22 protein-coding genes are annotated in these 26,470 nt (G+C 70.0%); 1 reads left to right on the top strand and 21 read right to left on the bottom strand.

Translation table 11 applies throughout. The annotated features are described in order from the left end of the window. From ACLBWX_RS12620 to ACLBWX_RS12575, 10 genes are all read right to left on the bottom strand, one after another. Positions 1-195, bottom strand: a 195-nt coding sequence (locus ACLBWX_RS12620; protein WP_447677410.1) for a hypothetical protein, incomplete at its 3' end; no start/stop codon positions are given. A gap of 606 nt (positions 196-801) precedes the next feature. Further along, complete coding sequence (locus ACLBWX_RS12615; protein WP_447677409.1) at positions 802-1,593, bottom strand: FadR/GntR family transcriptional regulator; 792 nt, start codon at positions 1,591-1,593, stop codon at positions 802-804. Between the two features lie 30 nt (positions 1,594-1,623). Beyond that, complete coding sequence (locus ACLBWX_RS12610) at positions 1,624-3,111, bottom strand: M81 family metallopeptidase (protein ID WP_447677408.1); 1,488 nt, start codon at positions 3,109-3,111, stop codon at positions 1,624-1,626. Between the two features lie 28 nt (positions 3,112-3,139). Beyond that, positions 3,140-4,387 (bottom strand): allantoate amidohydrolase, encoded by a 1,248-nt coding sequence (locus ACLBWX_RS12605; RefSeq protein ID WP_447677407.1) that lies wholly within the window; start codon positions 4,385-4,387, stop codon positions 3,140-3,142. 23 nt (positions 4,388-4,410) lie between these two features. Continuing rightward, on the bottom strand, positions 4,411-5,124 hold the full coding sequence (locus ACLBWX_RS12600) for an ABC transporter ATP-binding protein (RefSeq protein WP_447677406.1): 714 nt from the start codon (positions 5,122-5,124) through the stop codon (positions 4,411-4,413). After that, positions 5,121-5,909: an ABC transporter ATP-binding protein gene (locus ACLBWX_RS12595; RefSeq protein WP_447677405.1), complete on the bottom strand. Its 789-nt coding sequence runs from the start codon at positions 5,907-5,909 to the stop codon at positions 5,121-5,123. The genes ACLBWX_RS12600 and ACLBWX_RS12595 overlap by 4 nt, the downstream gene beginning before the upstream one ends. Beyond that, a complete protein-coding gene (locus ACLBWX_RS12590) occupies positions 5,906-7,012 on the bottom strand; it encodes a branched-chain amino acid ABC transporter permease (protein ID WP_447677404.1) in 1,107 nt (368 codons plus the stop codon). The genes ACLBWX_RS12595 and ACLBWX_RS12590 overlap by 4 nt, the downstream gene beginning before the upstream one ends. 13 nt (positions 7,013-7,025) lie before the next feature. Continuing rightward, positions 7,026-7,880 carry a branched-chain amino acid ABC transporter permease gene (locus ACLBWX_RS12585; protein WP_447677403.1) on the bottom strand — a complete coding sequence of 285 codons (855 nt, stop codon included), beginning with the start codon at positions 7,878-7,880 and terminating at the stop codon, positions 7,026-7,028. Between the two features lie 81 nt (positions 7,881-7,961). Beyond that, entirely contained in the window at positions 7,962-9,179 is a 1,218-nt protein-coding gene (locus ACLBWX_RS12580) for an ABC transporter substrate-binding protein (protein WP_447677402.1), read from the bottom strand. 296 nt (positions 9,180-9,475) lie between these two features. Beyond that, positions 9,476-10,549, bottom strand: coding sequence for a glycosyltransferase family 4 protein (locus ACLBWX_RS12575; RefSeq protein WP_447677401.1), 1,074 nt, complete (start codon positions 10,547-10,549; stop codon positions 9,476-9,478). Positions 10,550-10,748: 199 nt separating this feature from the next. Between ACLBWX_RS12575 and ACLBWX_RS12570 the strand changes: the two genes are divergently transcribed. Continuing rightward, positions 10,749-11,222: a serine O-acetyltransferase gene (locus tag ACLBWX_RS12570; protein WP_447677400.1), complete on the top strand. Its 474-nt coding sequence runs from the start codon at positions 10,749-10,751 to the stop codon at positions 11,220-11,222. 65 nt (positions 11,223-11,287) lie between these two features. On the opposite strand, the gene ACLBWX_RS12565 is transcribed toward ACLBWX_RS12570, so the two are convergent. From ACLBWX_RS12565 to ACLBWX_RS12515, 11 genes are all read right to left on the bottom strand, one after another. Beyond that, positions 11,288-12,463, bottom strand: coding sequence for a glycosyltransferase (locus ACLBWX_RS12565; RefSeq protein ID WP_447677399.1), 1,176 nt, complete (start codon positions 12,461-12,463; stop codon positions 11,288-11,290). 32 nt (positions 12,464-12,495) lie between these two features. After that, positions 12,496-13,461 (bottom strand): hypothetical protein, encoded by a 966-nt coding sequence (locus ACLBWX_RS12560; protein WP_447677398.1) that lies wholly within the window; start codon positions 13,459-13,461, stop codon positions 12,496-12,498. An 11-nt stretch (positions 13,462-13,472) separates the two neighbouring features. After that, positions 13,473-14,687 (bottom strand): glycosyltransferase, encoded by a 1,215-nt coding sequence (locus ACLBWX_RS12555; protein ID WP_447677397.1) that lies wholly within the window; start codon positions 14,685-14,687, stop codon positions 13,473-13,475. An 814-nt stretch (positions 14,688-15,501) separates the two neighbouring features. Next, positions 15,502-16,686, bottom strand: a complete 1,185-nt coding sequence (locus ACLBWX_RS12550) for a polysaccharide biosynthesis/export family protein (protein WP_447677396.1) — start codon at positions 16,684-16,686, stop codon at positions 15,502-15,504. A gap of 798 nt (positions 16,687-17,484) precedes the next feature. After that, on the bottom strand, positions 17,485-19,443 hold the full coding sequence (locus ACLBWX_RS12545; RefSeq protein WP_447677395.1) for an alginate lyase family protein: 1,959 nt from the start codon (positions 19,441-19,443) through the stop codon (positions 17,485-17,487). An 82-nt stretch (positions 19,444-19,525) separates the two neighbouring features. Beyond that, positions 19,526-20,650: a glycosyltransferase family 4 protein gene (locus ACLBWX_RS12540; RefSeq protein ID WP_447677394.1), complete on the bottom strand. Its 1,125-nt coding sequence runs from the start codon at positions 20,648-20,650 to the stop codon at positions 19,526-19,528. Positions 20,651-21,014: 364 nt separating this feature from the next. Then, the gene (locus ACLBWX_RS12535) at positions 21,015-22,022 is read right to left on the bottom strand and encodes an MBL fold metallo-hydrolase (RefSeq protein ID WP_447677393.1); all 1,008 of its coding nucleotides are present in this window, start codon (positions 22,020-22,022) and stop codon (positions 21,015-21,017) included. A 136-nt stretch (positions 22,023-22,158) separates the two neighbouring features. Then, a complete protein-coding gene (locus ACLBWX_RS12530; protein ID WP_447677392.1) occupies positions 22,159-23,487 on the bottom strand; it encodes an MFS transporter in 1,329 nt (442 codons plus the stop codon). Beyond that, on the bottom strand, positions 23,450-24,916 hold the full coding sequence (locus tag ACLBWX_RS12525) for an MmgE/PrpD family protein (protein ID WP_447677391.1): 1,467 nt from the start codon (positions 24,914-24,916) through the stop codon (positions 23,450-23,452). Before ACLBWX_RS12525 ends, ACLBWX_RS12530 begins: the two co-directional genes overlap by 38 nt. 349 nt (positions 24,917-25,265) lie before the next feature. Next, positions 25,266-25,847, bottom strand: a complete 582-nt coding sequence (locus ACLBWX_RS12520; RefSeq protein ID WP_447677390.1) for a YceI family protein — start codon at positions 25,845-25,847, stop codon at positions 25,266-25,268. Beyond that, entirely contained in the window at positions 25,844-26,446 is a 603-nt protein-coding gene (locus ACLBWX_RS12515) for a cytochrome b (protein ID WP_447677389.1), read from the bottom strand. The genes ACLBWX_RS12520 and ACLBWX_RS12515 overlap by 4 nt, the downstream gene beginning before the upstream one ends. Between the last annotated feature and the right edge of the window lie 24 nt (positions 26,447-26,470).

Raw genomic sequence — 26,470 nt, 5'->3', positions numbered from 1 at the left:
GGCGGTGATGTTGAGGGCGCCCGTGCCCGCGGCCGAGGCGGTGTAGGCGGTGCCGGCCTTGAAGGCGACGGTGTCGCCCGCCTGGAGCTTGAGCTTGTTCACCGCATCCAGGCTGGTGAGGGGCGCCGCTGCCGATGTGCCGGGATTTCGGTCCGAAGCATACTTGGAAGATTTGTCGACATAGTAAATCGTCACGATAACGTCCGTTCGCTGGCGTGCTTCCGCGCGATCGATTCCGCTTCCTGCACAAAACTGCAAATTTGCAAAACATCTTGTCGAGGCAAGATGTTTTGCTGTGAAACGCACTCATTAAAACAGAAAAGGCAGCATATTTGTAAATCATGCTCAATCAAGTGGATTTTTAAAAAGACGAGATTGATATAAATAGGAGAAAATATACGTATCCCCAGTAAATACACTAGGAATGATGTTCTCGCAGAGAGAAACATCATATGAATATGAGTGGAGGACGGGATCGGGCGGCTGGCATGTCGAGCGTGAGATATTCGCGCGCACGCGGGCGACCAGTCAGTCTTAGCTTAGCCATTGGCGCCCGCAGCAATGCGAGCGCCCCAAGTCGTTCATCACATCGCGGCGATCAGTCCGTGCCGCGATACAGTCACATCGACGCAAAAGGCATTTCGTCGCACCCGGAAGGACGATCCTTTTCGCTCGCGGTCCGAGCAACGGTCAAGACGAGGCCTGTCGACGTCGCCGCTCCGGATGGACATCGTCGCCCGGATTCCGTCGCGGAGGCGGCCTCGCCGGTGCGGGCTTCCGACCTCCGGCGGACGCCTCCGCTCACGACACCGCGCCGTTCGCCCCCCGCCGGCTCAGCAGGTCCTTGCGGAACTTGGCGTCGAGGCGCTGCATGAAATGCTCGGCGCAGCACATGTGGTCGTGCATCTCCCGGCGGACGGCCTCGGCGTCCTCGGCGCGGTAGGCGGCCACGAGGGCGCGATGGCTGGCGAGGTTGTGGGCGCCGAAGGCCTCGTGCTCGGTGAGGCTGTCGCTGCGGAACTCCACGAGGTCGCGCAGCAGGCTGTTCAGGAACCGGCAGATGAAGGCCAGCAGCGGGTTGTCGCTGGCGTCGCACAGGATGTCGTGGAAATCGACCTCGATCACCCGGCCGAGGCCCCGGCCATCGCCGGCATTGGCGGCCTCGCAGGCGGCCATGTTCTCCTCCAGGCGGCGGAACTCCGCCTCGCCGAGGCGACCGACCACGCTGACGCCGAGCGTCACCTCCAGGCTGCGGCGCAGGGCATAGACCTGGGCGAAGTCGAGCTCCTGGAAGTGCAGGAACCGGCGCAGCTGCTGCGCGGCGGCGTCCACCGAAACCGGGCGGATCTCCGGGCCGCCATTGGGGCCGGACTGCATCGTCACCAGCCCCTGGACCTCCAGGGCCTTCAGGGCCTCGCGGATCGTGCCCTTGGCGCAGCCGTAATGCTGCATCAGGGCGCGCTCGTTCGGCAGGCGGTCGCCGGGGGCCAGCCGCTCGCGGGCGATCCGGTCGCAGAGATCCTCCGCGATCTGGTCCGACAGCTTGATCCGCCGCATCGGCGCGGACGGGCCGTCCGTCTCCCGCGTGCTCATCACAGCGACCGGTTCATGGCAGCGCCCGGCTCATCGCGGCGTCCAGGCCACGTCGGCGTCGAGCGGGAAGATCGGGCGGGCGAGCTTGGCGAACGGGAACAGCCCGTAATCGGAGCTGGTGACGCCCCGGCTCGCGCATTCCACCACCGCCCGGGCGATGGGCTCGAAGACCGGACGGCAATACATCCGCGACTTCAGGATCAGCACGCGGGCGGCGGCCGGGTCGAGGCCCGAGCCCGTGAACACGCCGAGGTCCCAGGGCTCGTGCGGCTCCTCCGTGACGAGGATGCGGGCCGCACCCGTGTCGAGCACCGCCGCCCGGCCCATGCGGCAGCGCTGGCCCGTATAGGTCGGGCCGGTGATGACGTATTCGCCGTCGCCCAGGGCCGTCACCGTCCCGCTGACGGGGAGGGGGGGCTGGCGTTCGAAGCCCGGAAGGGCCACGCGGTTGCCGAGGCCGCGTTCGACCCGGGCGCCGGTGCCCGCCGCGTGCAGGGCCGCGACGGCCTCCGGATCGCAGATCGGGCCGGCGAGGATGCCGTCCATCCCGGCCGCCAGGGCGGCGGCGAGGACGTCCATCACGTCGCAGGTGCCGCCCGACATGCAGTTGTCGCCGTGGTCGAGGAGGAGCACCGGGCCATCGCCCGGCCCGGCCAGAGCGGCGTTCGCCGCCGCGATCGACGCGGCCAGCGGCGCCTCCGCGTAGACGAAGTCTTCGCGCGCTTCCCAGAGCCCGGCCGCGAGGTCGCGGGCCGCCGCGTCGGCGGCCGCTTGCGTCTCCGCCGTGACCGTGACGGACATCCCGGCCTCGGCGAGGTCGGCCAGGGAGAAGCCGCCGAAGATCGTCGCAGCGAGCACGCCGGGGCGGGCCTCCACGGCCTTGGCCGCCCTCACGGCGTCCTGCATCGGACCCGGCACCCGGGTGTCCATGCGCAGGGTGTGGGCGAGCATCGGCGGATGGACCCAGGCCCGGTGCGGCCGCAATCCTTCGTCGAGCATGCGCCCGACGATGTCGGCGACGAGGGTGCCCGTCTCGGCCATGTCCACGTGCGGGTAGGTCTTGAAGCCGGCGATCGCGTCGCAGTTCGCCACCATGCGGCCGGTGACGTTGCCGTGGAGGTCGAGGGCGACGCCGAGCGGCACGCCGGGCGCCAGGGCGCGGATGCGCGCCAGGAGCTCGCCCTCGCCGTCGTCGTGGCTCTGCGTCACCATCGCCCCGTGCAGGTCGAGGAGGATGGCGTCGCAGCCGGGACGGATCGCGTCGAGGATCGCCGCGCTCAGAGCCTCGAAGGCCGCGTCCGCCACCGGGCCGCTCGGGTTGGCGTGGGCCGAGACCGGCACCGCGACGGTGGCGCCGCGTACCTCCCCGAAGCGGATGAAGGCGCCGAGCGCCGTGGTGCTGTCGCGCCCCGCCGCCAGGGCCGCCTCGCCCCGGAGCGGGCCGAAGGCGGCCAGCGGGGTCGCCAGGGGCGAGAAGGTGTTGGTCTCGTGGTTCACCCGGGCGGTGACGATACGCATGCGCTTCGAAGCCTTGCTGGGATCGGAATCAGGCCGCGGGGGACAGGCGGGCGTCGTAGTCGAGCACCGCGTCGAGCAGCACCTGCGCGCCGGCGGCGCATTCGGCCGGGGCGGTGGATTCGGCCGGGTTGTGGCTGAGGCCCCCGGCGCTCGGCACGAACACCATGGTGGTGGGCACCAGGGCGGCGACGTGGGCGGCGTCGTGCCCGGCCCCCGAGACCATGTCGCGGGTGGCGTGGCCGCCCTTCTCGGCCGCGCGCCGGACGGAGGCGATGCAGTCCGGGTCGAAGGCGACGGGGGCGGTCCGGGCGATGGTGTCGAGCCGGGTCTCCAGGGACAGGTCGGCGGTGACGCGCGCGACGGCCGCGCGGAGCGCCGCCTCCATGGCGTCGAGCACCGCGTCCTGCGGGTGGCGCAGGTCCACGGTGAGGAAGACGCGGCCCGGAATGACGTTGTTGGAGTTCGGCGTCACCGTGAGGTGGCCGACGGTGCCGACCGCGTCGGGGCCGTGCGCATGGGCGGCGGCATCCACCGCCTCGACCAGGCGGGCGGCGCCCACGAGCGCGTTGCGCCGCATCGGCATCGGGGTCGAGCCCGTATGGGCGGACTGGCCCTCCAGGGTGACCTCGTACCAGCGCATGCCCTGCACGCCCTGCACCACGCCGATGGTGGCGCCTTCCGCCTCCAGGATCGGGCCCTGCTCGATGTGGAGTTCGAACATCGCCCCGAACGGCACCGAGCCGGCGGGGGCGTCGCCGCGATAGCCGATGGCGTCGAGGGCCGTGCCGAAGGTCGTGCCGGCGCTGTCCTGGCGCGCCTCGGCCCAGGCGCCGTCGTAGATGCCCGCATGGACGCCCGAGCCCAGCATGGCGGGGGCGAAGCGCGCGCCCTCCTCGTTGGTCCAGTTCACCAGCAGGAGCGGCGCCTCGGTGACGTAGCCGGCCCCGTCGAGGGTGCGCAGCACCTCGAGCCCGGCCAGCACGCCGAGCACGCCGTCGAACTTTCCGCCGGTGGGCTGGGTGTCGAGGTGGCTGCCCAGGGCGATCGGCTTCAGGTCCGGGTTCCGGCCGGGGCGCAGCGCGAACATGTTGCCCACCGCATCCACCGTGAGGGTGCAGCCCAGGGCCTCGACCTGGGTCCGCAGCCAGTCGCGCACCCGGCGGTCCTCGTCGCTCAGGGTCAGGCGGGCGATGCCGCCGTCGGGGGTGGCGCCGATCGCGGCGGTCTCGGTCAGGCTGTCCCAGAGGCGCTCGGCGTTGATGGTGAGGTTCGACATCTGTGTCCCGGATTCCGTTCTGCTCACGCCGCCTTCACGCCGAGGAAGCGGTCGCGGGCCGCCTCGTCGGCGACGAAGTCGGCATTGCCGGCCGCGTAGGCGACGCGGCCGAGTTCGAGGATGTAGTGGCGGTCTGCAAGGCTCGTGCAGACCGCGAGGTTCTGCTCCACCAGCAGGATCGGGACCCCGGCGTCGCGGATGGCCCGGATCTGGGCGACGATCTCCTCGACGATGACGGGGGCGAGGCCCTCCACCGGCTCGTCGAGCATGAGGAGCTTCGGCCCGGAGAGAAGGGCGCGGGCGATCGACAGCATCTGCTGCTCGCCCCCGGAGAGCTGCGCGCCCCCGTTGCGGCGGCGCTCCTCCAGGCGCGGGAACATCGTGAAGATGTCCCGCAGGCCCCAGGGCGACCCCTTGCGCACGGCGATGGCCAGGTTCTCCTCGACGCTGAGGAGGCTGAAGATGCCGCGATCCTCCGGCACGAGGGTGAGGCCGGCCCGGGCGATGCGGTGGGCGGGCCAGCCCGCCACGTCGGTGCCGCGGAAGCGCACCTGGCCGCCGCGCGGCGGCAGGAGGCCGCTGATCGCCTTCAGCGTCGAGGTCTTGCCGGCCCCGTTGCGTCCGAGCAGGCAGACGATCTCGCCGTCGCGCACCTCCAGGTCCACGCCTTGGAGGATGTGGCTCTTGCCGTAGAAGCCCTGGACCCCGTCCAGGCTGAGGGCGACCGGGCCGCTCACGAGGCGTGCGCCCGGGCGGGCGTCAGGTCGCCGGTGATCATGTTGCCGAGATAGGCCCGGCGCACCTCCGGGTCGTCGCGGACCCGGGCCGGCGGCCCCTCCACCAGCACGCGGCCGGCGCGCATCACCGTCACCGTGTCGGAGATGTTCATGACGATGCCCATGTTGTGCTCGATGAACAGGACGGTGTGGTCGCGGCCGAGGTCGCGGATCAGCGCCGTCATCGCGCCGATGTCGTCGATGCCCATGCCGGAGGTCGGCTCGTCGAGGAGGATGACCTTCGGGGCCGCCGCCATGGCCATGCCGACTTCGAGGCGCCGCTGCTGGCCGTGCGAGAGCTCGCCGGCGGGGCGCAGGCCCACCCGGGCGAGGTCGAGGCGCTCCAGCATCGCCTCGGCAACCGCCAGCGCCGGCCGGTTCGCCTCGGCCCGGCGCCAGGGAGCCAGCGCCTGCCAGGGCGTCTTGCCCTGCGCGGCCAGCCGCAGGTTCTCGCGCACGCTCAGCGTCGGGAAGAGGCTGGTGACCTGGAAGGAGCGGGCGAGGCCGAGGCGCACGCGCTCGTGGTCGGCGCTGCGGGTGATGTCCCGGCCGGCGAGGGTGATGCGCCCGGCCGAGGGCGTGATCCGGCCGGTCAGCGCGTGGAACAGGGTGGTCTTGCCGGCGCCGTTCGGGCCGATGATCGAATGGACGCTGTTCTCGGCGATGCGCAGGGTCACGTCCTGCAGGGCGACGAAGCTGCCGTAGCGGACGCCCAAGGCGTCGGTGGCGAGGATCGGTGCGCTCATCGCGTCGCCTCCGGTGCGGAACGCGCGCCAGGCTGCTCTCCTCCCCCTTGTGGGGAGGAGTTGGAGGTGGGGGTGGCTGGGTGACCCTCGACCGGCGGAGGCTGGCGGCGCCACCCCCATCCCTGGCTCCTCCCCGCAAGGGGGAGGGGAAGGCCCTCGTCGGGCGCCCGCGTCACGAGGGCGACGGCGCGTTCGATCAGGCCCCAGAGGCCGCGCTGCAGGAACAGCGTGATGACGATGAGGAGGAGCCCGAGAAGCAGGAGCCAGCGCGGCCAGATCGCCGAGAGGGCGTCGGCGGCGAGCAGGTAGGCGCCGGCCCCGAGGAGCGAGGCGAACAGGTTCGCGCTGCCGCCGATGATCGTCATGATCAGCAGCGTCTCGCTGGTGTGGTAGTCGATGTTCGAGAGCGGCGCGACGCCGATCAGCATGGCGTGGAGCGCGCCCGCGAAGGCGGTGACCGCGCCGGAGATCGCGAAGGCCGCGACCTTGAAGGCGCGCACCGGATAGCCGATCGCCCCGGCCCGGCCCTCGTTGTCGCGGATGGCGAGCAGGGTGCGCCCGAAGGTGGAGAGCGCGACCCGCTGCAGGGCGGCGAAGAGCGCGAGGAAGAGCACGGCCACGAAGGCGTAGTAGGTCCAGGGATCGGCCAGCACCGTGCCGGCGAGGCGCGGGCGCGGGATGTCGAGGAGGCCGTTGTCGCCGCCGGTGATGCCGCTGAGGGTGTAGGCCAGGAAGTAGAACATCTGCGAGAAGGCGAGCGTCAGCATCACGAAGTAGACGCCCTGGCGCCGGATCGAGACCCAGCCCACGGCGGCCGCCACCAGAGCGCCGAGAGCCAGCGACGCCGCCAGCACGACCGGGGCCGGCAGGCCGGCGCGCACGAGGCCGAGGCCGGCGACGTAGCTGCCCAGGCCGAAGAAGATGCCCTGGCCGAAGGAGAGCAGGCCGGTATAGCCCAGCAGCAGGTTGCAGGCGGCGACGGCCAATCCGTAGATCAGGATCTCGCTGGCCAGCGTGCCGGAGCGCATGGCGAGCGGCAGGACCAGCACGGTCGCGACCGCGAGACCGAACTGCACCAGGGGCCGGTCGAGAAGGGGAATCATCGCCAGATCCTCCTCAGGCCCGGCCGAACAGGCCGCGCGGCATCGCCATGATGATGCCGGCCATGCCGAGATAGATGACGAGGCGCGCGCCCTCGGGCCACAGGGTGGCCATCAGGCTCTGCGCGACGCCGACGAGGATGCCGGCGGCGAGCGCCCCGGCATAGCTGCCCATGCCGCCGATCACCACCACCACGAAGGCGATGCCCAGGGCCTCGACGCCCATGAAGGGCTCGACGCCGCGGATGGGGGCGGCGAGCGCCCCGGCCAGGCCCGCCAGCCCGGCGCCGAGCGCGAAGACGGCGGTGTTGATGCGCAGGGTATCGTAGCCCAGCAACGCCATGTTCGTCGGCGATTCCGACCCGGCCCGCACGATGGCGCCGAGCCGCGTCCGGTCGAGGAGCCACCACAGGCCTGCCGCCAGGATCGCCGTGAAGCCGATCACGAAGAGCCGGTATTCCGGGTAGACGAAGTCGCCGAGGATCATCACCCCGCTGAGTTCGTCCGGCGGCGCGACGTTCCCTCCGATGGGTCCCCAGACGATGATGACGCCTTCCTGCACGACCAGGGCGAGGCCGACGGTGACGAGGATGTGGAAGGTGTGCGGCAGCTTGTAGACCCGGCGCAGGAGCAGCCGCTCGGTCAGCCCCGCCACCCCGGCGACGAGGAGGGCGGCGAGCGGCATCGCCACCCAGAAGCTCAGGCCCCGCTCGACGCCCTCGTAGGCCAGGTAGGCGCCGAGGAGGTAGAACGCCCCATGGGCGAAGTTCACGAATTGCAGCAGCCCGAAGATGATGCTCAGGCCCACCGCCAGGAGGAAGTAGAGCATCCCGAGCCCAAGGCCGTTCAGGATCTGGAACAGGTAGGTCACGGGGTCTCCCGGAAGGCGTGACGGTGTCCGCGCGCCCGCGCGGTTCCCTGCCCCGCAGGGGGAGGGGTTACGCGGCGCGCTTCACGTCATCTTGCAGCCGGCGGCCTCGGGCGAGAGGAACGACTTGCCGGACTGGATGACCTCGGCGAAATCGTCCTTGTCCTTCATGGCGGACTTCGCCTTGCCCTTGAGCAGGTAGTAATCCTTGATGACCTGGTGGTCGGCGGCCCGGATCTCCTCCTCGCCGGTGAGACCCGCGTAGCGCATCCCTTCGAGCGCCTTGATCACGGCGGGGCCGTCGGCGCCGCCGGCCTTCGTGGCCGCGTCGAGTAGCAGCTTGGTGATCTGGTAGGAACCGGCGAAGGAGTAGTTCGGCGTCATCTTGGCGCTCTCGCGGACCTTGGCCACCAGGGCCTTGTTCAGGGGCGAGTCGATGCCGTGCCAGTATTGCGCGCCGAAATAGACGCCTTCGCAAAGGTCGGCGCCCAGGGCCTCGAACTGCTCCAGGCCCGAGGCCCAGGCGAGCACGATGGTCATGCGCTTCTTGAGCCCGAAGCTGACCGCTTGGCGCAGGGCATCCGAGGATTGTGAGCCGAAGTTGAGGAGCAGCAGGACGTCGGGCTTGGCCGCGATGGCGTTGGTCAGGTAGCCGCTGAACTCCTTCTCGGCCAGCGAGTGGTAGCTGTTGCCGACATGCTCGATGCCCTTCTCCTGGAACACCGCCTTGGCGGCGCTCAGCAGCCCCTCGCCGAACACGTATTGCGGGGTGATCGTGTACCAGCGCTTGGCCTGGGGCATCTGCTCGATCAGCGGGCGCACCGTCTGCGCGATGGCGCCGAAGGTCGGCACCGTCCAGCGGAAGGTGCCCCGGTTGCAGTCGGAGCCGGTGATCTCGTCGGCGCCCGCCGTGGTGATGAAGACGCCGTCGCCCTTCGTGACCTCCTTGCCCATCACCAGGGCTTCCGAGGAGAGGATGCCGCCGGCGAAGAGCCGGGTGCCCTGCGCCATCGCCTCCTGCACCTTGCGGGCGGCCGGGGCCGGCTTGCCCTCCGTGTCGATGTCCGCGACCGTGACGCTGCGGCCGAGGACCTTGCCGGCCTCCTGCGCGGCGAAGGCGGCGCCGAGCGAGGCGTACTTTCCGTTCGCGGCGAACGCCCCGGAGATCGGCAGCGGCGCGCCGATGACGAGGGGGCCATCGGCGGCGCGCGCGCCGCGCGGGAACCCGGACAGCGGGAGGCCGGAGGCTCCCAGGGCGGCCGCCGTCAGCGAAGACTTCAGAAACGCACGACGATCACGCATGGCACCGCTCCTGGCTCTCGCGCCGGACGAACTATCCAAACTATACGCATAGAATATGCGCGGGTCGGATCCGTCAAGCCGAGCGGCGATGTTGCACTGCACTTGCGCAGGGACGCCTCGAAAGCTCGGGATGCAGGCAGAGGCTGATGCGCGCGCAGGCATTCGGGCCGCGCGGATCGCCCGAACGCATCGCGGACGGACGGGGGCCGTCCCCTGCGGCGCGCGTCGGGCCAGGTCCGTGCCGCAGCCCGGTCCGGCCGGTCGACGAGGGAGGGGTGAGACCGAGGCGGCGGCCCTCAGCGCTTGGGCGCGACGAGGTCGTCCACGAGGGCGATGTATGAGGCGAGCATGCGGTCCACGCTGAAGGCCGCGGCGGTCCGGCGGGTCGCCCCGGCCAGGCGCGCGCGTTCCTCGGGCTGCGCCACGCGGGCGAGCCGATCGATCAACTGGTCCGTGCGACCGACCTCGAAGAGGTATCCGTTGACGCCGTCCTGCACGATCTCGGAGGCGCCCCCGATCTCGGAGAGCACCAGCGGCACCCCGCCGGCGAGGATCTCGAGGGCCGACAGGGAGAGGGTCTCGATCGACGTGCTGCACAGGACGCCGACGTCGAAGCCGGCGATGCTCGGCCGGACGTCGCCCTGTTCGCCCGTGAACACGACGTGCGGCGTCATCCCGGCCGTCTCGACCACCTGCGTCATCCGCTCCCGATCGGGACCGTTGCCGACGAAGACGACCTTGGCGGGAAGGCCCCGCTGCCGGAGCGCCGCGAGGGCGTCGATCAGCTGCGCGTGGTTCTTCTCGGGCCGCATGGTCGCGACCAGACCCATGACGAAGTCGTCGGGCTGGACGCCCCAGGCGGAACGGGTGGTCGCGCGATCCGCCGGGCGGGGTGCGAAGTGATCCAGGTCGATCCCGTTGACGATCGCCTCGTCCCGGGCCGACGCGAGCCCGCGCGCGCGCCAGTAGTCCCGCTGGTTGACGCTGACGTAGACGAGGCGGTCGAGGAACCGGGCCGCGATCCGGAACAGCGCCGTGCGGGGGCCTTCGCCTGGGCGCGGCACCGTCGTGTGGAAGATGCCGACCACCTTTCCGCGCAGTTTCCAGCGAAACGGCAGGGTCATGATGGTCGGGGCCTGGTTGATGACGAAGAGAACGTCGGCGTCCTCCTCCCGCAGCGCCTTCCCGACCCGGAGCCAGGAGCCGATATCGGCGAGGCCGCGGCAGCCCAGCATCCGAGCCCCCTGGGCGCCCGGCAGGGCGACGGTCTGCGCGGACTGGCCGCGACCGAAGACGACGACGGAGGTCGGATAGCCTTTTTCCATGAAGCGTGCGCGAAGGTCGAGCGTGTGTCGCTCCGCTCCACCCATCGCGAGACCAGGGACGAAAAATGTCAGTTTAGGCTTCACGCTGGTCGCTCAATCTGTCTCACCTGACTATGCATTTGTTTATAGAGTGGTGACAGGACGACATCCACTGGCGATATTATTCCGATCGCAAAAACCATTTCCCTGATCTGGAACCAGCCGTATAACGACGTCGCAATCATCGAATAGACGGAGTGCTTGCATGCAAGCTGTGGCTGCCCTCCAGCGGCTTTCCCGGCGCTTTCACCTCGCTGGCCTTCGTCCGCTGTCCCGCATCGTCGATGGCATCGTCCGGGTCGGGTTCGCCGCCTCCATCCCGGGGCGGGCCGCGATCGGTACGGGCGTGATGTTCCATCACAGCGGCATCGGCGTCGTGATCAACGGCGCGTCCGTGATCGAGGATGGTTGCGAAATCGGCGTCCACGTCGTGCTCGGCGGCCGGACCCCGCTGCCGGGCGCCCCGCATCTGGAGCGGGACGTCATCGTCCATGCGGGTGCCAAGATCATCGGCCCCATCACCATCGGCGCCGGATCGGTGGTGGCGGCCAATGCCGTGGTGATCGAGGACATGCCGCCCAACTCGCTGATCGCCGGCATTCCGGCCGTCGCCAAGCGGAATATTGCCGACGTGGACGCCTACCGCCACAACCCCGGCGAGGGGGTGGTCGCGCCCTGAGGCGTGTTCTCGAGACGGCGGGCGGCGATCCGCCCCGCCGCGTCTGACGGGGGACGGCCCCGCAATCACCGATCGTCCAGGGCCAGGGTCCGGATCGGGGCTGGCGGGGCGCGGAGCAGCGCGCCGAAGAGCTGCGCGTACTGGTCGACCATTCCCTCCACCGAAAGGCCCCTGACCGACGGCCGGGCCTGCGCCGCGAGGCCGGCCCGGGTCGTCGGGTCGGCGGCGGAGACCAGGCGGTTCACCAGCATATCGGTGTCGCCGCTGGGAAAGAGGTAGCCGTTGACGCCGTCGCGGACGAGTTCCGAAGCGCCGCCGATCTCCGACATGATCATCGGCACGCCGCTGGCCAGGAACTCGAGGGCCGACAGGGAAAGGGTCTCGACCGCGTTGCTGCACAGCACGCCGACATCGCAGGCGGCGATCAGGGGCCGGACGTCGGCCTGCTCGCCGGCGAGGATGATGTGCTCCTCGATCCCCTGCTCGCGGGCCTTGGCGAGGATCTCGGCGCGGGCCGGGCCGCCGCCCACGAGCAGGGCGCGCGCCGGTATGCCGTTCCGGCGCAAGACGGCGACCGCCTCGACGAGCTGGCAATGGTTCTTCTCGGGCCTGAGCGCCGCGACGTTGCCGATGACGTAGTCGGCCGCTGCGAGGCCGAACCGCCTGCGCGTCTCCGGACCTGCGTTCTCATCCTCGCTGAAGCGTGCGTGATCGACGCCGTTGATGATCACCGCCGTCTTCCGGCACCTGAGATGCCGCTTCGTCCAGTAGGCCCGCTGGTTCGCACTGACGTAGACGAGGACGTCGGCCAGGCGGATGGCGGCCTGGTACAGGAAGAAGGTCCGTTCCTCGGACTTCCTCAGCACGGTGGTGTGGAAGATGCCCATGACGGGCGCCCGGGACGCCCCGAACATCCGAAGGAGAACGGCGACGATCAGGGGCGCTTGGTTCACGGCGACGATGAGGCCGGGCCGGATGGTCCGCAGGGCCCGCCAGGCGCTCACCCAGCCCCGGAGGCGGGACATCCCGGTGATGTTGAGCTGCTGGACGTTCTCGGCGCCCTCCATCCGGAGGATCGCCTCGGAGCGGCGCGGGCCGTAGACCAGGACCTGCGTGTCCCAGCCCCGGCGGCGCAGGCGGGCTCTCAGATCGATCGTATGACGTTCCGCGCCGCCGACATCGAGGCCGGGAAGGAAGAAGACGATGGGTCCCTGATCGGCACGCGATCGTGATTCTATCATATCGACTGCATGCTCCGTTGATCTATGCTTACTCAGTGGAACACAGATCGATGTTCACACAGGGTTCGCCCTGTAAACCGTCCTCGCGCCGCTTCGAACAAAACCTGCATGTCCTCGTAGAGCTTCTCGATACTTTCGTTCGTACGAAAGGTCGGGCTGCCGTCTGGCATGAACTCCGAGGAGTGAAGCGTGAATTGTACGTAGTCACGCCCCTCCGATTCCGCGATGTCCAGAACTTCGAGCAGATCCTTCAGGTTGCGGCCGTTCGGGCGCAGCCAGAATACACGGTCCACGGACTTGCCGAGCATTTTCCTTGCCAGACGGGCCGGAAGCGGACGGCGGCGCCGGATGATGGTCATCGGAATCTCCAGCAGCCGTGACTCCCCCGGCCTGTCGATCCGGTCGAGGTCGATCCGATAGGCGTGCTCGGGGAACGCCGAGAAGTCGGCCCCGCCCCGGCCTGTCGGAGAGCCGACATGCGCGGCCCAGGACACGTTCGGCGTCACCGAGCAATCGACCAGGTAGCCGAGTGCCTCCAGCGCCCGGGCGGAGACGGCATCGAAGCCGAATCGACCCGCGCGGTGGCTCAGGATCGGAATCTGGAAGGTGTCCTCCAGGCATCGGGTCATGGCCTCGATCTTCTGCCTGCGCACCGCCTCCGGGTATTCGAAGAGGTAGGGCTGATGCGTCGCATCGTCGGAGGTGAGCGGGGCGATGGGCGGCGAATCCCATCCGTGGAGGTGCATGCCGATCTCGGCGACGTTCCGGCGGAGGACGTCGCGGCCGAGTTCCTGGAAGACCGGGCAGTTCGCCATCTCCCAGTTGGTCAGGTAGGTCGGACGCAGGTCGTGGCGCTCGCATAATTGCTGGAAGCGCGGGAGCGTCTCGGCATTGCGGGTCTGCACCGGGTGGGGCCTCGACCAGACATCGTCGCCCTCGGTATCGATGGACAGCAGGAACGACGGGCGCAGCGCGGCGGATCTGGTCTCCGACCTCATAGGGCTTCGCCTCATAGGGCTTGGGACGCCTCGGAGGCGCTGAGGGCCGAATCGCTGCGATCCATGAGTCTCTCTAACAAATGTCTGTAGGAATCCGCCATAGACTCCACGGAAAACCGCGTGGCCGAATGCGTGGCGGCTTCCGCGAAGCGCGCGCGCCGCTCCGGATCCGCCAGGGTCAGAACCGCCTGCGTCAGGCTCTCGTTCGAGCCGGGCTCGAACAGGAGGCCGTTGACCCCGTCCGCGACGATCTCGGATGTTCCGCCGATGGCCGGCATGATCATCGGGACGCCCATGGCGATGAATTCCAGCGCACTCAGTGGAAACGTCTCGGCGTGGGAGCAAAGAACCCCGATGTCGGATGCCGCGATCCACGGCCTCACGTCGGATTGCGAGCCTGTGAAGGTGATGATCGATTGGAGCCCCAGCGTCACCGCGAGCGCCTCGATCGCCGGACGTGTGGGTCCGTCGCCGACGAACAGGAGTCGCACCGGCTTACCACGATCCAGCAGGATGCGGGCCGCGTGCAGCAGCTGTTCGTGATTCTTCTCGGGGCGGAAGGCCGCGACGAGGGCGAGGACCAGCTCGTCGTTCCGAAATCCAACCTCGGCCCGGACGCGGGCGCGGGCGGCCGGGTCCGGCTGAAAGCCCGCCAGGTCGACCCCGTTCGGGATGACCTCCATCCGCCGGGCATTCAATCCGCGCTCCTGCCAGACCCGCTTCTGCGTCGCGCTCACGAAGACGATGGAATCGGCGAGACGCAGGGTCCACTTGAAGAGGAAGAACCGCCGCATCTCCTTCTCGAGGAGGTAGGTCGTGTGGAAGACGCTGATGACGCGGGCCCGCGTTGCCCCGAAGAGCCGAAGGACGACGGCGACGATCAGCGGCGTCTGGTTCACCCCGACGATGACGTCCGGCTTGATCTTCCTGAGGGTGAACCAGAGCCTGAGCCAGCCCATGGGATCCGACATGCCGCGCACGTTGCAGTAGATCGGGTCTTCCGCGCCCTTCGCCTCGGCCATCTCCTGCGACCAGGCCCGGCCATGAACGATGAGCGTGGTAGAGAAACCACGGATTCGCATCAGATTTCGCAGTTGAACAGTATGACGTTCAGCGCCACCGAGCGTCAGTGTGGGCAGAAAGAACACGATTCTTCCCGCCTGAGCTCGATCTGCGGCACCTCTCTTCGGAGCCGCTTTCTGGATGTTCGGATGCTCGTCAAACATGATGCGCCGTTTGAGACCCACGATCTACATTGTTGGCGATGGATGATGTCGACCGCACTGTTCCAGATCGTAAGGGACGACCTCTTTTTGACTCGCTAACGCATGCAAACCAGCTGTCGGCTACATGGCTACATGACGTCACCAACTCTGACCTGACGGTCGGTCGGCTTAGCCTCTACAATAGTGAAGCCGGTTTGCCCATCGGCTCATGCGTCGCGCGACGGTCGCACGAAAGACGTCGCGGACGGTGTCTCGGGGCGGGACCGGACATCCCGATCCGTGACGGTGATCGAAGGGTATTGGGCCTGCAGGGCGCCCTGGAGCGCCGTCCTGCGCGGCCGCACGGGCAACCGTCCGGTTCCCTGGGCGCCCGCTCGGGACTCGATGAGGCACGTGCCCCACGGGGTCGATGCGGCGCCATGGAGGGGAGCGCGAGCCGCGCCGGTCTCGGCCGGGGGGGCTCGGCGGACGGAGACGGATGAGCGCCGCAGGCCTGCGCGCGGTCTCGACGTCCGAGCGGGTTGCCGGTGCTGACCGGCATGCTGTTTGATCGCGGACCTCTGCAAGGATTTGGGGTGAGGATTTGGGCGAGCGCTTCGATCGGCGTGACGCCGGCCCGGCGGCGCGCGACCGCCGCGCATCACCCCCGCCTTGCGGCGGCCCTTCACGGGATCGTGTTGCTCGGCGCGATCGAACGTGTCGTCGAACGCGCCGGATCTCCTGCGTGTTACCGATCCGGCGCCGGGCATCGCGGCGACGCTCGCCCGCGTCCCGAAACCGCCCGCCCCGAGGGGTGGGCGGCGGCGCCATCGGATCAGCGTCCGATCAGCGCCGCATCCGAGGCGGGCACCGAGACGCTCCGGAACACCGCGCTGAGCTTGGCGAAGTCGGAGGTCGGGTGCTCGGCGACGTAGATGATGTCCTTGTTCCGGATGTACAGGTCGTTGGTGAGGAAGACGCCGGCGGCCTTGGTCCAGTTCGCCCGGTGGATCGTGGGGATCAGGTCGCCCTGATAACTGGACGTGTCGACGCCCATCGCCTGCAGGGCCTCGCGGGATTCGTAGCGGAGCAGGAAGATCGCGCCGGCATCGGCACGCAGACCGTCGAGACCGCCGCTCTTGGAGATGGCCTCGGCGAGGGTCACGTTGTCGTTGTCGAAGGTGAAGCGCCGGTTGTTCGTGCCTCCGATCGCCCCGGGCGAGGGCGTCGAGCCGAGCACCATGAAGATTTTCTGCTCACGCGAGACGTAGATGACGTCGCCGGGCCGGACCGCGACGTTCTGGGATGCGTCCCGAACGATTGTGCTCAGCGACGATTGTCCGGTGGCGCCCCCGCGCTGGATCGTCACGATGGTCTCGTGGGCCGGATTGCGCGGACCGCCGGCGCGCGCGATCGCGCCCAGCACCTTCAGGCCGCCGGGATCGAGGGGAATGCGTGCGGGCAGGTTCACCTCGCCGATCACGCTGATGTCGTTGCCGCGGCGCTCGGCGATGGAGACGACCACCTGCGGTTCGATGGCGCGGTTGCGGAGCTTCTGGACGATCTCGCTGGAGACGTCCTGCGCGGTGCGGCCGCTGACCTTGATGGTGCCGGCATAGGGGACGACGATGTTGCCGGCCGCGTCCACCTGCTGGTTCGGAACCTGGACGAAGTTGCCGGCGCGGGATCCGGCTTCGCTCGGGATGAACAGGCCGCCCGACGCGGCCTCGAAGATCGTGATCGCCAGGATGTCGCCGTAGCCGATGAGTCCGGTCCGCGACGGCCCGCGATCCATGAAGCCTCGGGAGAAGGCCGGGTTCTTGGAGAGCGTGAACCGGTTCGATGCCTGGATCGCCTGTGCGCTGAGATCGACCAGCGCGTAGCTGATGGTCGGGGCGGTCTCCTGGACGATCACGTCGGCGCTGTCGATGAAGCTGCTCTTCGTGGGGCCGTCCTTCGCGACGGGCTGGCAGGCTCCGGCGCCGAGGCCCATCAGGAGGATTAGAACTACCGACCTCATTCACGAGTCTCCTGAATGCAACGTGGAGCGCCGCATCTCATTCTACGAAATATGGCCTAAAATCAGAAGAGCCCCATTGCGGCTTATCAATCTAGGCTGGACGGAGCTAGGCGAGGATTACAGGTATCCGCCCCATGGTTTCATTTGTCGACGACCGTTACCTTGTCGCAACAGGGAAATTGCGACTCACGGGTACAATGAATCTGTCGACAGAGTGATTTTTTGATTTGTCTTCGTGGTATCCCGCGCTTAGGAAGTTGGCATGAACAGGATCTGTCTGCTTTTCGCAACCCTCACGGCATGTTCGGTCGGGCTTCCGATCCATCAGGCGCGGGCTTCGGACCTGCGGCCGGATTATCCGCGCGGGTACGCGCCGCGCCTGCCCGTCCGTACCGGCGCCATCCCCCTTCCGCCGTGCAGGGACGGCATCGTCCTGCTCCTGCGCTGCACCCCGCATGTCGAGGTTCCCTTGTATCCGGACGATGTCGCGGTCCTGAATCAGGTTGCGACGGCGCCGTTGCTGCGAGCCAAGCCCTACCGGCAACTGTACTCCTGGGATTAAGCAGGAACGGTCGAAGCCGGTGGGTTGCCGTACGACCCTCGGCGTCCTTCGGGTCGTGCGTTTGAGAAGATCGTCATAGGCTTTTGCTCTTAAAGAGCCGAAAAGACTTATGGTGAACAATCGTCCTTCCGGTGATGATACGCGGCTCATTGGGAGTAGTCGGCGGGAGTAGTCGGCGGCGTCGCACCGGATGACTGTTCATCGGTGCGACGGTTCCGGTGGGTTCTTGGAAGGGCTCAGCGGCGCGGTTCGATCGTGACGACGGTGGCGAGGCCGCGCGGACCCATGCTGCCGCGCCAGGCCAGGCGCGTCGCCGGAACCTTGAGCCCGAACGCCGGCGAGACCCACCCTCCCGACACGTCCGACTCTCCTGTGGATGCCGTGACCGTACCGTGGCCTTCGAAGGCCAGGGCGAGGAGCGGCATGCCGTTCCGGCTCGCGCGCCACGCACCGTCCTCCTGAATCAGATCGATTCCCGGGGCGAACTGGAACACCAGTTCGGCGTCGAGCGGCTGCGCCGGTGCCGGATCGAGGCGGTCGACGACCTTCAGGCCCGTGGCCGTCGCCTCGACGGTGCGGACATGGTCCGTTCCGAGGCGGCGGCGATAGCCGTCGTGGCTCGCCGTCACCGACCACTTGTCCCCGGTTTGCACATGCTCCACCCGGGCCTTGGCTTTGTGCGACCAGTTGAAGGGGCCGGAAATGGTGCTCTGGTCGAGGCCGGCCAGGGTCAGCGTGCTGTGCGCCGCCGTCCCGCGGAACCAGTCCCGCCACGGTCCGCCGGAATGGTAGAGGTAGGTCCCGGGGTCCACGATGACGGGCTCGCCGTCGAGGGTCAGCATGAGGGAATTGGCGTCCGCGTGTCCGTGGGCGGCGATCGTCAGGTAACCGAGCGGGCCGTGGTCGATCACCAATGTCAGGTCGCGCCCGCAACGGGCCTCCCGCACCACGGTGAGCCCGCCCGTGGGGAAGGTCTCGAGTCCCAGGGGCCGGAGGGCGCCGGCCCGCGGTGCCGCGAAGACCGCGTCCCGCAATTCCGGATCGGGGGCGACGGGACCGAAAGGGGCCTGACGGAGATGGCCCGCGATGGCGGCGGCGACCGAGGCGGGATAGGCGGTCTCCGGTGGATGGGTCAGGGTCAGTACGCGTCCCTCGTCGTCGTCGCCGATGGCCGGCACCGCGCCGCCGGGCGTCGCGAGGGTCCCGACGAACCGGGCGAACGCCGCGAGTCGCGTCTCGACGATGGCGCCGAGCGGGCGTCCCGCCGCCCGCCCCGCGGCGCTGGCGAGCATCAGCATCTCGGCGGTGAACGCCCCGTAGGTCGGCGACTGTTCGGCGGGAACGCCGTCGTCGAGGATCTGGCTGGCCGCCTCGCGCTCCAGGGTCGCGCGGGCCTCGCTCTCGGCCCTGCGCGCTTCGCCGAGGTCCGGCATCGCCAGGGCGATCAGGAACTCCGCCATCGCCTCGGCGACGAGGTGGTTGTTGGCCGAGCTGAACCGGGAGGGATAGCGCCGCAGCCAGTGGAGATGGGCCGCCAGCATCACGCGGATCCGCTCGGCGGTCGCGGGCGAGAGGGCATCGCCGCAGAGGCTGGCGACGATCAGCAGCGAGACGGCCCGCAGGGCGAGCTCGATGCCCGAGTTCCAGCCGAGACCCCGGAACGGCGGATTGGCCGCGTGCCAGCTCGCGACGGCCGCCTCGATGGCCGCCAGGGCGGCGCGGTCGCCTTCCAGCGCCACGAGCGCGGCGAGGGGCTGGAGGTGCTGCAGCCGGTTGAATTCCCAGACGTACTTGATGTCGCCCAGGGTCCGCTCGTGCCGGTAGGGGATGTCGAAGCAGAAGCGCTCCGCACCCGGCCAGGGGCGGCCCGTCACCGGATCGAGCCGCCAGACCTCCGCCGGAAAGAGCTGCGCCGACGACCGCTCCGGCCAGGCGACGCCGAGCGCGCCGAAGCGTCCGGCGAGGAGCGCGCGGCTCGCGGCCCGCACCGCCTCCGCCAGGTCCGGACTGGAATTCGCGAGAAAGGCATCCCGCAGGCCCGGAATGACCGGAGCGGGGCCCGCCGCGACCGGGAACGCGGTCCAGTCATAGTTGCGACGGCGCGAGAGCGACTTCTTGGCGACTTCGCCGACGCGGTGGGCGATCTCGGCGGGGCTCATCGCGGCGAGGCGGCCGATGTACCATTTGAGCGACATGGCTCGGGTCCCTCTTGAGGCGGCCTCCCGTGGGGAGGCGTGTCGGGGTCGGTGGCGGAGCGGTGGGGCGGGACGGCGGCCGTCAGCGCCCGCCGTGCGCGGCCGCGATCTTCCAGGCGACGATGAGCCGGCCGGTGTAGTCGACGAATTCCAGCCGCTCCTCGAACAGGGCGCGGGCGCGGGTCGCCAGGGACCGGCGCAGGTCCGGCTCGTCGAGGAGGCGGCCCAGGGCACCGGCGAGACCCGCCGCGTCGCCCGGCTGCACCAGGAGTCCGGTCTGTCCGTCCTCCACGATATCCGGAACCGCTCCGACCGGGGTGCAGACCACCGGGGTCTCGCGGGCGAAGGCCTCGATCACCGACAGCGGCAGGTTCTCGTCGTAGGAGGGCAGCGTGAGGATGTCGGCCTCGCCCAGGAGCGCCTCGAAGGCCTCGCCCGAGATCCAGCCGGGAATCGAGACCCGCTCGGTCAGGCCGAGCGCCGCCACCGCTTGCCGCGTCTTCTCGACGTCGCCGTCGCCCGCGAGGGTGGCCCGCCACGGGCGGTCCTTCAGGAGTCCGAGGGCCGCGACGAGCTCGACGATGCCCTTGCGCTCGCCCAGGCGCCCGGCGAACAGGATGTGCAGCGGCTGTCCCTCCACGCGCTCCCGCCGGCCGGGGTCGCGGCTCGCGTTCGGCAGGACGAGGATGCGCTCGCGCGCCTCGGGCACCTTCCCGCCGACGTAGTCGCGCCAGACGCTGCCGAGGACCAGGATCCGCGCACTGCCGGCGAACATCCGGGCGATGGCCCGGCTCACGGGCTTCGGCGCGCCGTCCCAGAACTGGCGGTAGCGCGATCCGTGCAGGTGGAGGACGTAGGGAAGGCGCAGCAGCCGGCAGAACGCGCCGATGACGAGCTTGCGATAGGTGCTTCCGGTCTGGGACAGGTTGATGTGGACGACATCGACCCGGCCTGTGAGCCGCCGCCGCAGGAGCTCGGCGAGCAGGCGGACGATGTAGAGCGGCGCCGCGGCCTGGGAGCCCTGGCCCCGGCTCGTCAGGAAGGTCACCTCCGCCTCGGCGAATCGGGGCAGACGCAGCGACTCCCGCAGTTCGTCCATCAGCCGGTCGATCCCGCCGCGCCCGCCGCGGCCGAGCGGCGTCACGATGACGACCCGCAGGGGCTGCGGCCCGTCCCGTGTCTTCTCCCGTCGTCCAGGTTCGTCCATCCGGTCGGCTTCCCTTCGCATGAGCTTGCCACGGGCCGGCGCCGCCGAGGGAGGCAAGGCCGGGCCGTGACGCGGGTTCGCGTCAGCGTGGCCGGACCCCTCCCGGCCCGGCGGCCGCTATCATTTTTTCTTGGATTTGATGCGCTGAGCCATGTCGGGAAAAGCCCGGCCGATCAAGCGCCACGACCAGATTTCGCTGTGAGCCGTCCGCCGGTGTCATCGCGCCGTGCTCCGCACCGGGTCACGAATCTGCGCGAGGGACCGCGACACGATCCTGAGGAGGACCCGGCCGGGCGGTCGCGCCGGCGATCCGGATTGTCCGGTCTAACCCGCTCCTTCGAGCCGCACCCGCGCGGCGCCGGCCTCAGCGCAGGACCGGGCTCCAGGGCACCAGCACCTCGCGGTAGCCGTCGGCGGTCCTCTCGAGGTGGGCGGCGGCCGGGAAGGGATAGTGGAAGCCCTGGAGCAGGGTGCGGTCGGCCGCGATCCGGTCGTAGATCCGGCGCCGGGTGGCCTCGGCCATGGCCGGGTCCTGGTCGTACATCACGTGCCAGCCCGGATGGCGCGCGAACAGGACCGGCACGTTGGTGACGTCGGACTGCACGAACAGGCTGTCGCGCCCCGAGGCGAGCAGGAACGAGGTGTGACCGGGCGTATGCCCGGGCGTGCCCTGCGCCGTGAGGCCGGGCAGGATCTCCCGTTCCCAGGCGTAGGGCGTCACCTTGCGGCCGAGGCCGTCGAAGACCCGCCGGACGTTGCGGAACCCGTCCTGCATCCGGCCCGCCGGCGCCCGGCTCATGGCGCCGTCATCCATCCAATAGGCCCATTCGGGCTCCGGCACGTGGATCTCGGCGTTCGGGAAGGCGGGCTCGCCCTCCGGCGTCAGCAGGCCGTTCACGTGGTCGCCATGGAAATGGGAGATCACCACGGCGTCGATGGCGGCCCGGTCGAAGCCCGCCGCCTTCAGGTTGGCGTGGAACTGTCCCACCGCGCCTCCGCTCGCCAGGAAGGCGGCCTCGCCGTTGCCGGTGTCGATGACGACGCGCCGGCCGCCGGTCTCGATCACCAGGGGGGTGAAGGGCACGGTCAGGTTCGCCCCGTCGCGAAAATCGGCCGTGAGCGCCGCCGATACCTCCGCGCGATCGGCGTTGAGCACGAAGCGCTCCGGGAGCGGCATGGTGTTGGCCCCGTCCGTCACCGCCGTGACGCGGACGTCGCCGACCCGGTACCGGTAGAATCCGGGCGCCTGCGGCTCGACCGGCGCCGGGCCGGCCGCGGATGCCGCCGGCGGGCCGGAGCCCGCCAGGGCCGCCGCCGCCAGGGTCGAGGCCAGGGCCGAGCCCAGGAGCCCCCGTCGCGTCGCCTCGGTCATCCTCAAGCCTCCCCGTCGGCGGTCGTCCGCCCCGAAGAACTGGATCCTGCGGGGCGGCCGTCAAGCGGCGGGTCTGTCTGGAGCCTCGTCCCTCCGGGCGCACCTGCTCCCGGAGGGCGCCCGGTCCCGGGCGGCGTCACCGCGACGGCGTCGTCGCCAGGCGCCGGGCGGTCACGAAGCCGAGGCCGGCGATGACGACGGCGCAGAGGCTGAGGGCGGTGAGCTGGCCGAGGCCCTGGAGCGCCCCGCCGAGGATCGCCACGCCCAGGGCCTGCCCGCAGAAGAACGAGAAGGCGTGCAGCGCCACGGCCGAGGCCCGGGCGGTCGGCGCCACCTCGGTCACCTGCACCTGGAAGGTGTTGTGGAGCATGTAGAAGCCGAGCCCCATGGCCACCAGGGCGGCGCAGTCGAGTTGCCAGGTGCCGGCGAGGCCGATGGTGACGAGGGCGCCGGCGCAGATGAGGCCGCCGCCGATCAGCATGCGCGACATGCCGAGGAAGCGCAGGAGCAGGCCGACCGAGAACGAGTAGAGCAGCCCCCCGGCGGCGAAGCCGGCCAGCGCCAGGCCGGCCTCGCGGGCGCCGCCCTCGCCCCGCGCCTCGATCAGCGGCGCGAGGTGGGGAAAGATCCCGAACACCGCGATCGCTTCGATGAACACGGCCCCGAACAGGATGCGGGCGCGCGGATTGCCCACGATCGTGCGGTAGCGCGCCACCGCCGTGCGGAATTCCGGCCGCCGGGCCGGCGCCGCGGCGCTGCGGTCGAACCCGAAGAGGGCCGCGGCGCATCCGAGGGCCGCCACCGCGGAGGTGACGGCGAAGACCCCGGCCCAGCCGATCGCCCCCTCGATGAGGCCCGCGAAGGTCGAGCCGGAGAGCTGGCCGAGGATCACCGCCACGAGGAAGCGGCCGATCGCGACCTGCCGGCGCTCGATCGGGATGCGGTCGCCCATCAGCGCCAGCGCCAGGGGCACGACACCGCCGGCGCTGCCGCCGGCGACCATCCGCAGGACGAACAGGGTGTCGAGGCTAGTGGTGAGCGCGCACGCCGCCAGGGCGAGGGTGAGGATGGCGAGGCAGATCGCGATGATCCGCTCCTTGCCGAGCGCGTCGCCGATCGGACCGAGGATGGGCTGGATCAGCGCGTAGGGCAGGGCGAAGGCGGTGGAGAGCAGCGCCACCGTGTGGGGATCGCTGCGAAGGTCACGGGCCAGCACGCCGACCAGCGGCTCGATGGAGCGGCCCGCGAAGGTGCTGGCGAAGCCGGCGAAGGCCAGGATCACGATCAGGCGCGTGGTCGAGAATTCGGCCTTCAGGTTCGTGATCCTTGATGGCGGCGGGCACGGTGAGGCATCGCGCAGGGCGAAGCCCGGGGATGGGCTTCGCCATACGCGGCCGGGACCGGCGCGTCGATCCCGATCCGGTGCGTCAGGCCTGGACGCCGGCCCGGGCCACGTCGCCGGCATCGGGCAGCTCGGCGATGCGCCAGCACAGCGCCATGACCCGCCGGACCTGGTCGTCGGGCAGGATGCCGTCCGCGAGGTCGGTGAACTTGGTCTCCAGCGCGGCGTCCGACATCGGCCGCTCGACGCTGCCGATGGCGTGCTCGATGCGCCGGGGCAGGCTGCGGCCGTCCTTGAGCACCACCGTGAGTTCGACCTGCTCCGGCCGGATCGCGGCGTCGACCACCGGCTTCACCCGGGCGCGCAGGGCCACCACGACGGGGTCGTTCACCGCCCGGTCGCTGAACTGCTTCTCGCCGCCCGCCCCCTCCACCAACGCCACCGCGACGGCGTGGGTGATGCTGAACTTGCCTTCGAGGCCGGTGCGCGGCGCAGTCTTGCCGGTCAACTCGAGGACCAGGGGGTGGACCTTCATGTCGACCCGCTCGATCGCCTCGGCGGTCAGGTGGTTCTCGGCGCGCAGCTGCACCGCCGCGTCGATGGCCGGGTGCATGACGATGCCGCAGGCGAAGGGCTTGTAGGTGTTGAGCGCCGCCTCGTAGCGGGTGCCGAGGCCTTCGGTGATCTCGCGGTAATCCTGCTTCGTCGAGATGGTGTTGGCCCAGCCGCGCTTCGCCTCGATCATCCCGTCCGAGCTCGTGTAGTTCTTGGCGGCGAGGATCGCGGCGAACAGGCCGTTCGATGCGGCCCGGCCCGGATTGAAGCTCTTGTTCATGGAGCCGAAGGACTCGCGCAGGCCCACCGGCTGCGAGGCGGCGAGCCCGAGGGCCCAGACCATCTGCTGCTCGGAGAGCCCCATCAGCTTGCCCGTCGCGGCCGCCGCGCCGAACACCCCGGCGGTGCCGGTGATGTGCCAGCCCACATCGTAGTGGTTCGGGTAGACCGCGTTGCCGATCCGGCACTCCGTCTCGACGCCCAGCACCAGGGCGTTGAGGAAATCCGCCCCCGAGACCGGGTTCATCTCGGCATAGGCGAGGATCGCCGAGGCGACGGGGCCGGCCGGGTGGATCACGGTCTTCAGGTGGGTGTCGTCGTAGTCGAAGATGTGGCTGGCGACGCCGTTGAGGAAGGCGGCGTTCATGATGTCGAAGCGCTCGGACCGCCCGAACAGCCCGGCCTGCGGCGGACCGGAGAACGGCTTCAGGGCCGAGACCGCGACGTCCAGGGTCGCGTGATGCGATCCGCCGATGGCGACGCCGACCCAGTTCAGCAGGGTGCGCGTACCCTCGCGGCGGACGGCTTCGGGCAGGTCGGCGTAGCGCGCGCCGACGACGTAGCGGGCGAGGATCCGGGTGACCTCCGGCGGCACCGGCTTCGGGTCCGCCTTGATCTCGGGGGCCGCCTGCGCGGGAGGGGTCAGGCTGCCGGCCCCCATGAGGGCGAGGCTCGCGGACCCGAGCAGGGCACGGCGGTCGATCCTGGGCACGGGCATGGGTCTCTCCCTCTCGCTTCTTGTGCTCGCTTCTTGCGGCCGGCGCCCCGCTCGGACGCCGCCGTGCCGGGCGCGCCCGGGACCGAGGCCGTCGCAAGGACCGGAACCGAGGGATAACCTCATCACCGCGTCGACGGCTCCCGCCGGATGCGGGCTGCCCACGGCGTTTACGCGCCGGAAACAAGATTTCGCGGTTCGTGCGGAGCGTCCAGGGAAGCGGAGGCGGCCCCGCGGCGTCGCAATCGCGGGGTCTCGGGAGGATCGAGCGCGATCAGGTCTTCGTGCATCGGGAACGGAGACTTGATCTTTTCGGGATGCTCGGCGCCGAGAGTGGTTGGCCTCCAGGTCTTCAGGGTCGGGACGCCGCCTGCGTCGCCGTCAGGTCGATATCGACGCCGACCTCCAGGGCGACCCATTGGCCCGAGGCCCAGGGACCCTGGCCGACGCCGAACTGCGAGCGCACGAGGTCGAGATGGCCCACGGCGCGGGCCGTCGCTCCCTCGCGGGTCAGGCGGAAGGGCAGGACCGCGTCGCGGCGGATGCCGCGGATCGTCAGGCTGCCGACGGCCTCGTAGGCATCCCCGCCCTTGGCGACGAACCGGGTCGCCTCGAACCGGGCCTGCGGCATGGCCCTGACGTCGAACCACTCCGCCTGGGGCAGCGCGGTATCGCGTTGGGCGTCGCCGGTCTCGGCGCTCGCCAGGTCGATCTCGACCACGGCGTGCCCGGTCTCCGGGGCGGCGGGGTCGAAGTCGATCTGCGCGGAGAAGCGCTTGAAGCGGCCCTGGAAGGGCGCGCCGACCTGGATGCCCGAGAACCCGATCCGGCTCCTGGCGGCATCGACCGTCCAGGGGGCGGCCTCGGCGCAGGCGGGAAGGACCAGGGGAGCCGCCGCGAGGGCGACCGCGACGGCGAGGCGAACGGCGATCATGGCTGGGGTCCGGACTTGAGCGGGGCGCGGGGCAGCATCCGCCGGAGCGTGTCGTCGCGCAGCACGAGATGATGGCGCAGGGCCGCGCCGACATGCAGCAGCAGGAGGCCGATCAGGAACCAGGCCCCCCAGGCATGGACCTGCTTCAGCACCGCCTCCACGGCGGCCTTGTTCGCCAGCTCCGGCAGCACCGGCAGGTGCGGCCAGGGCAGGACGCCGTAGAGCACGGTCGGCAGGTTGAAGGGCGAGGCCGAGACCACGGCCCAGCCGGCGAGCGGCAGGCCGAGGAGCAGCCCGTACAGCAGGGCGTGGGCCGCGTGCGCGCCGGCCCGCTCCCGGGCCGGCAGCGTCGCGGGCAGGGCCGGCGGCCGGTGGGCCAGCCGCCAGCCGAGGCGCAGCAGCGTCAGGGCCAGCACCGTGATGCCGACCGACTTGTGCCACTGGTAGAGCTGGAACCGGCGCATCGGCGCCAGATCCGCGTGGGTCATGGCGAGGCCGATCGCGATCAGCCCCAGCACCGCCAGCGCGCTGAGCCAGTGCAGGGCGATGGCGATGCGGGTGTAGCGCGGCGGGGGGGCGGCGCGGGCGATCCCGATCATGACGCTCTCCCTTCGGCAGGGTGG

The organism is Methylobacterium sp. M6A4_1b, from assembly GCF_053345175.1.
The sequence above is the reverse complement of the archived record's forward strand: the minus strand, read 5'-3'. Positions and strand labels throughout refer to the sequence as shown.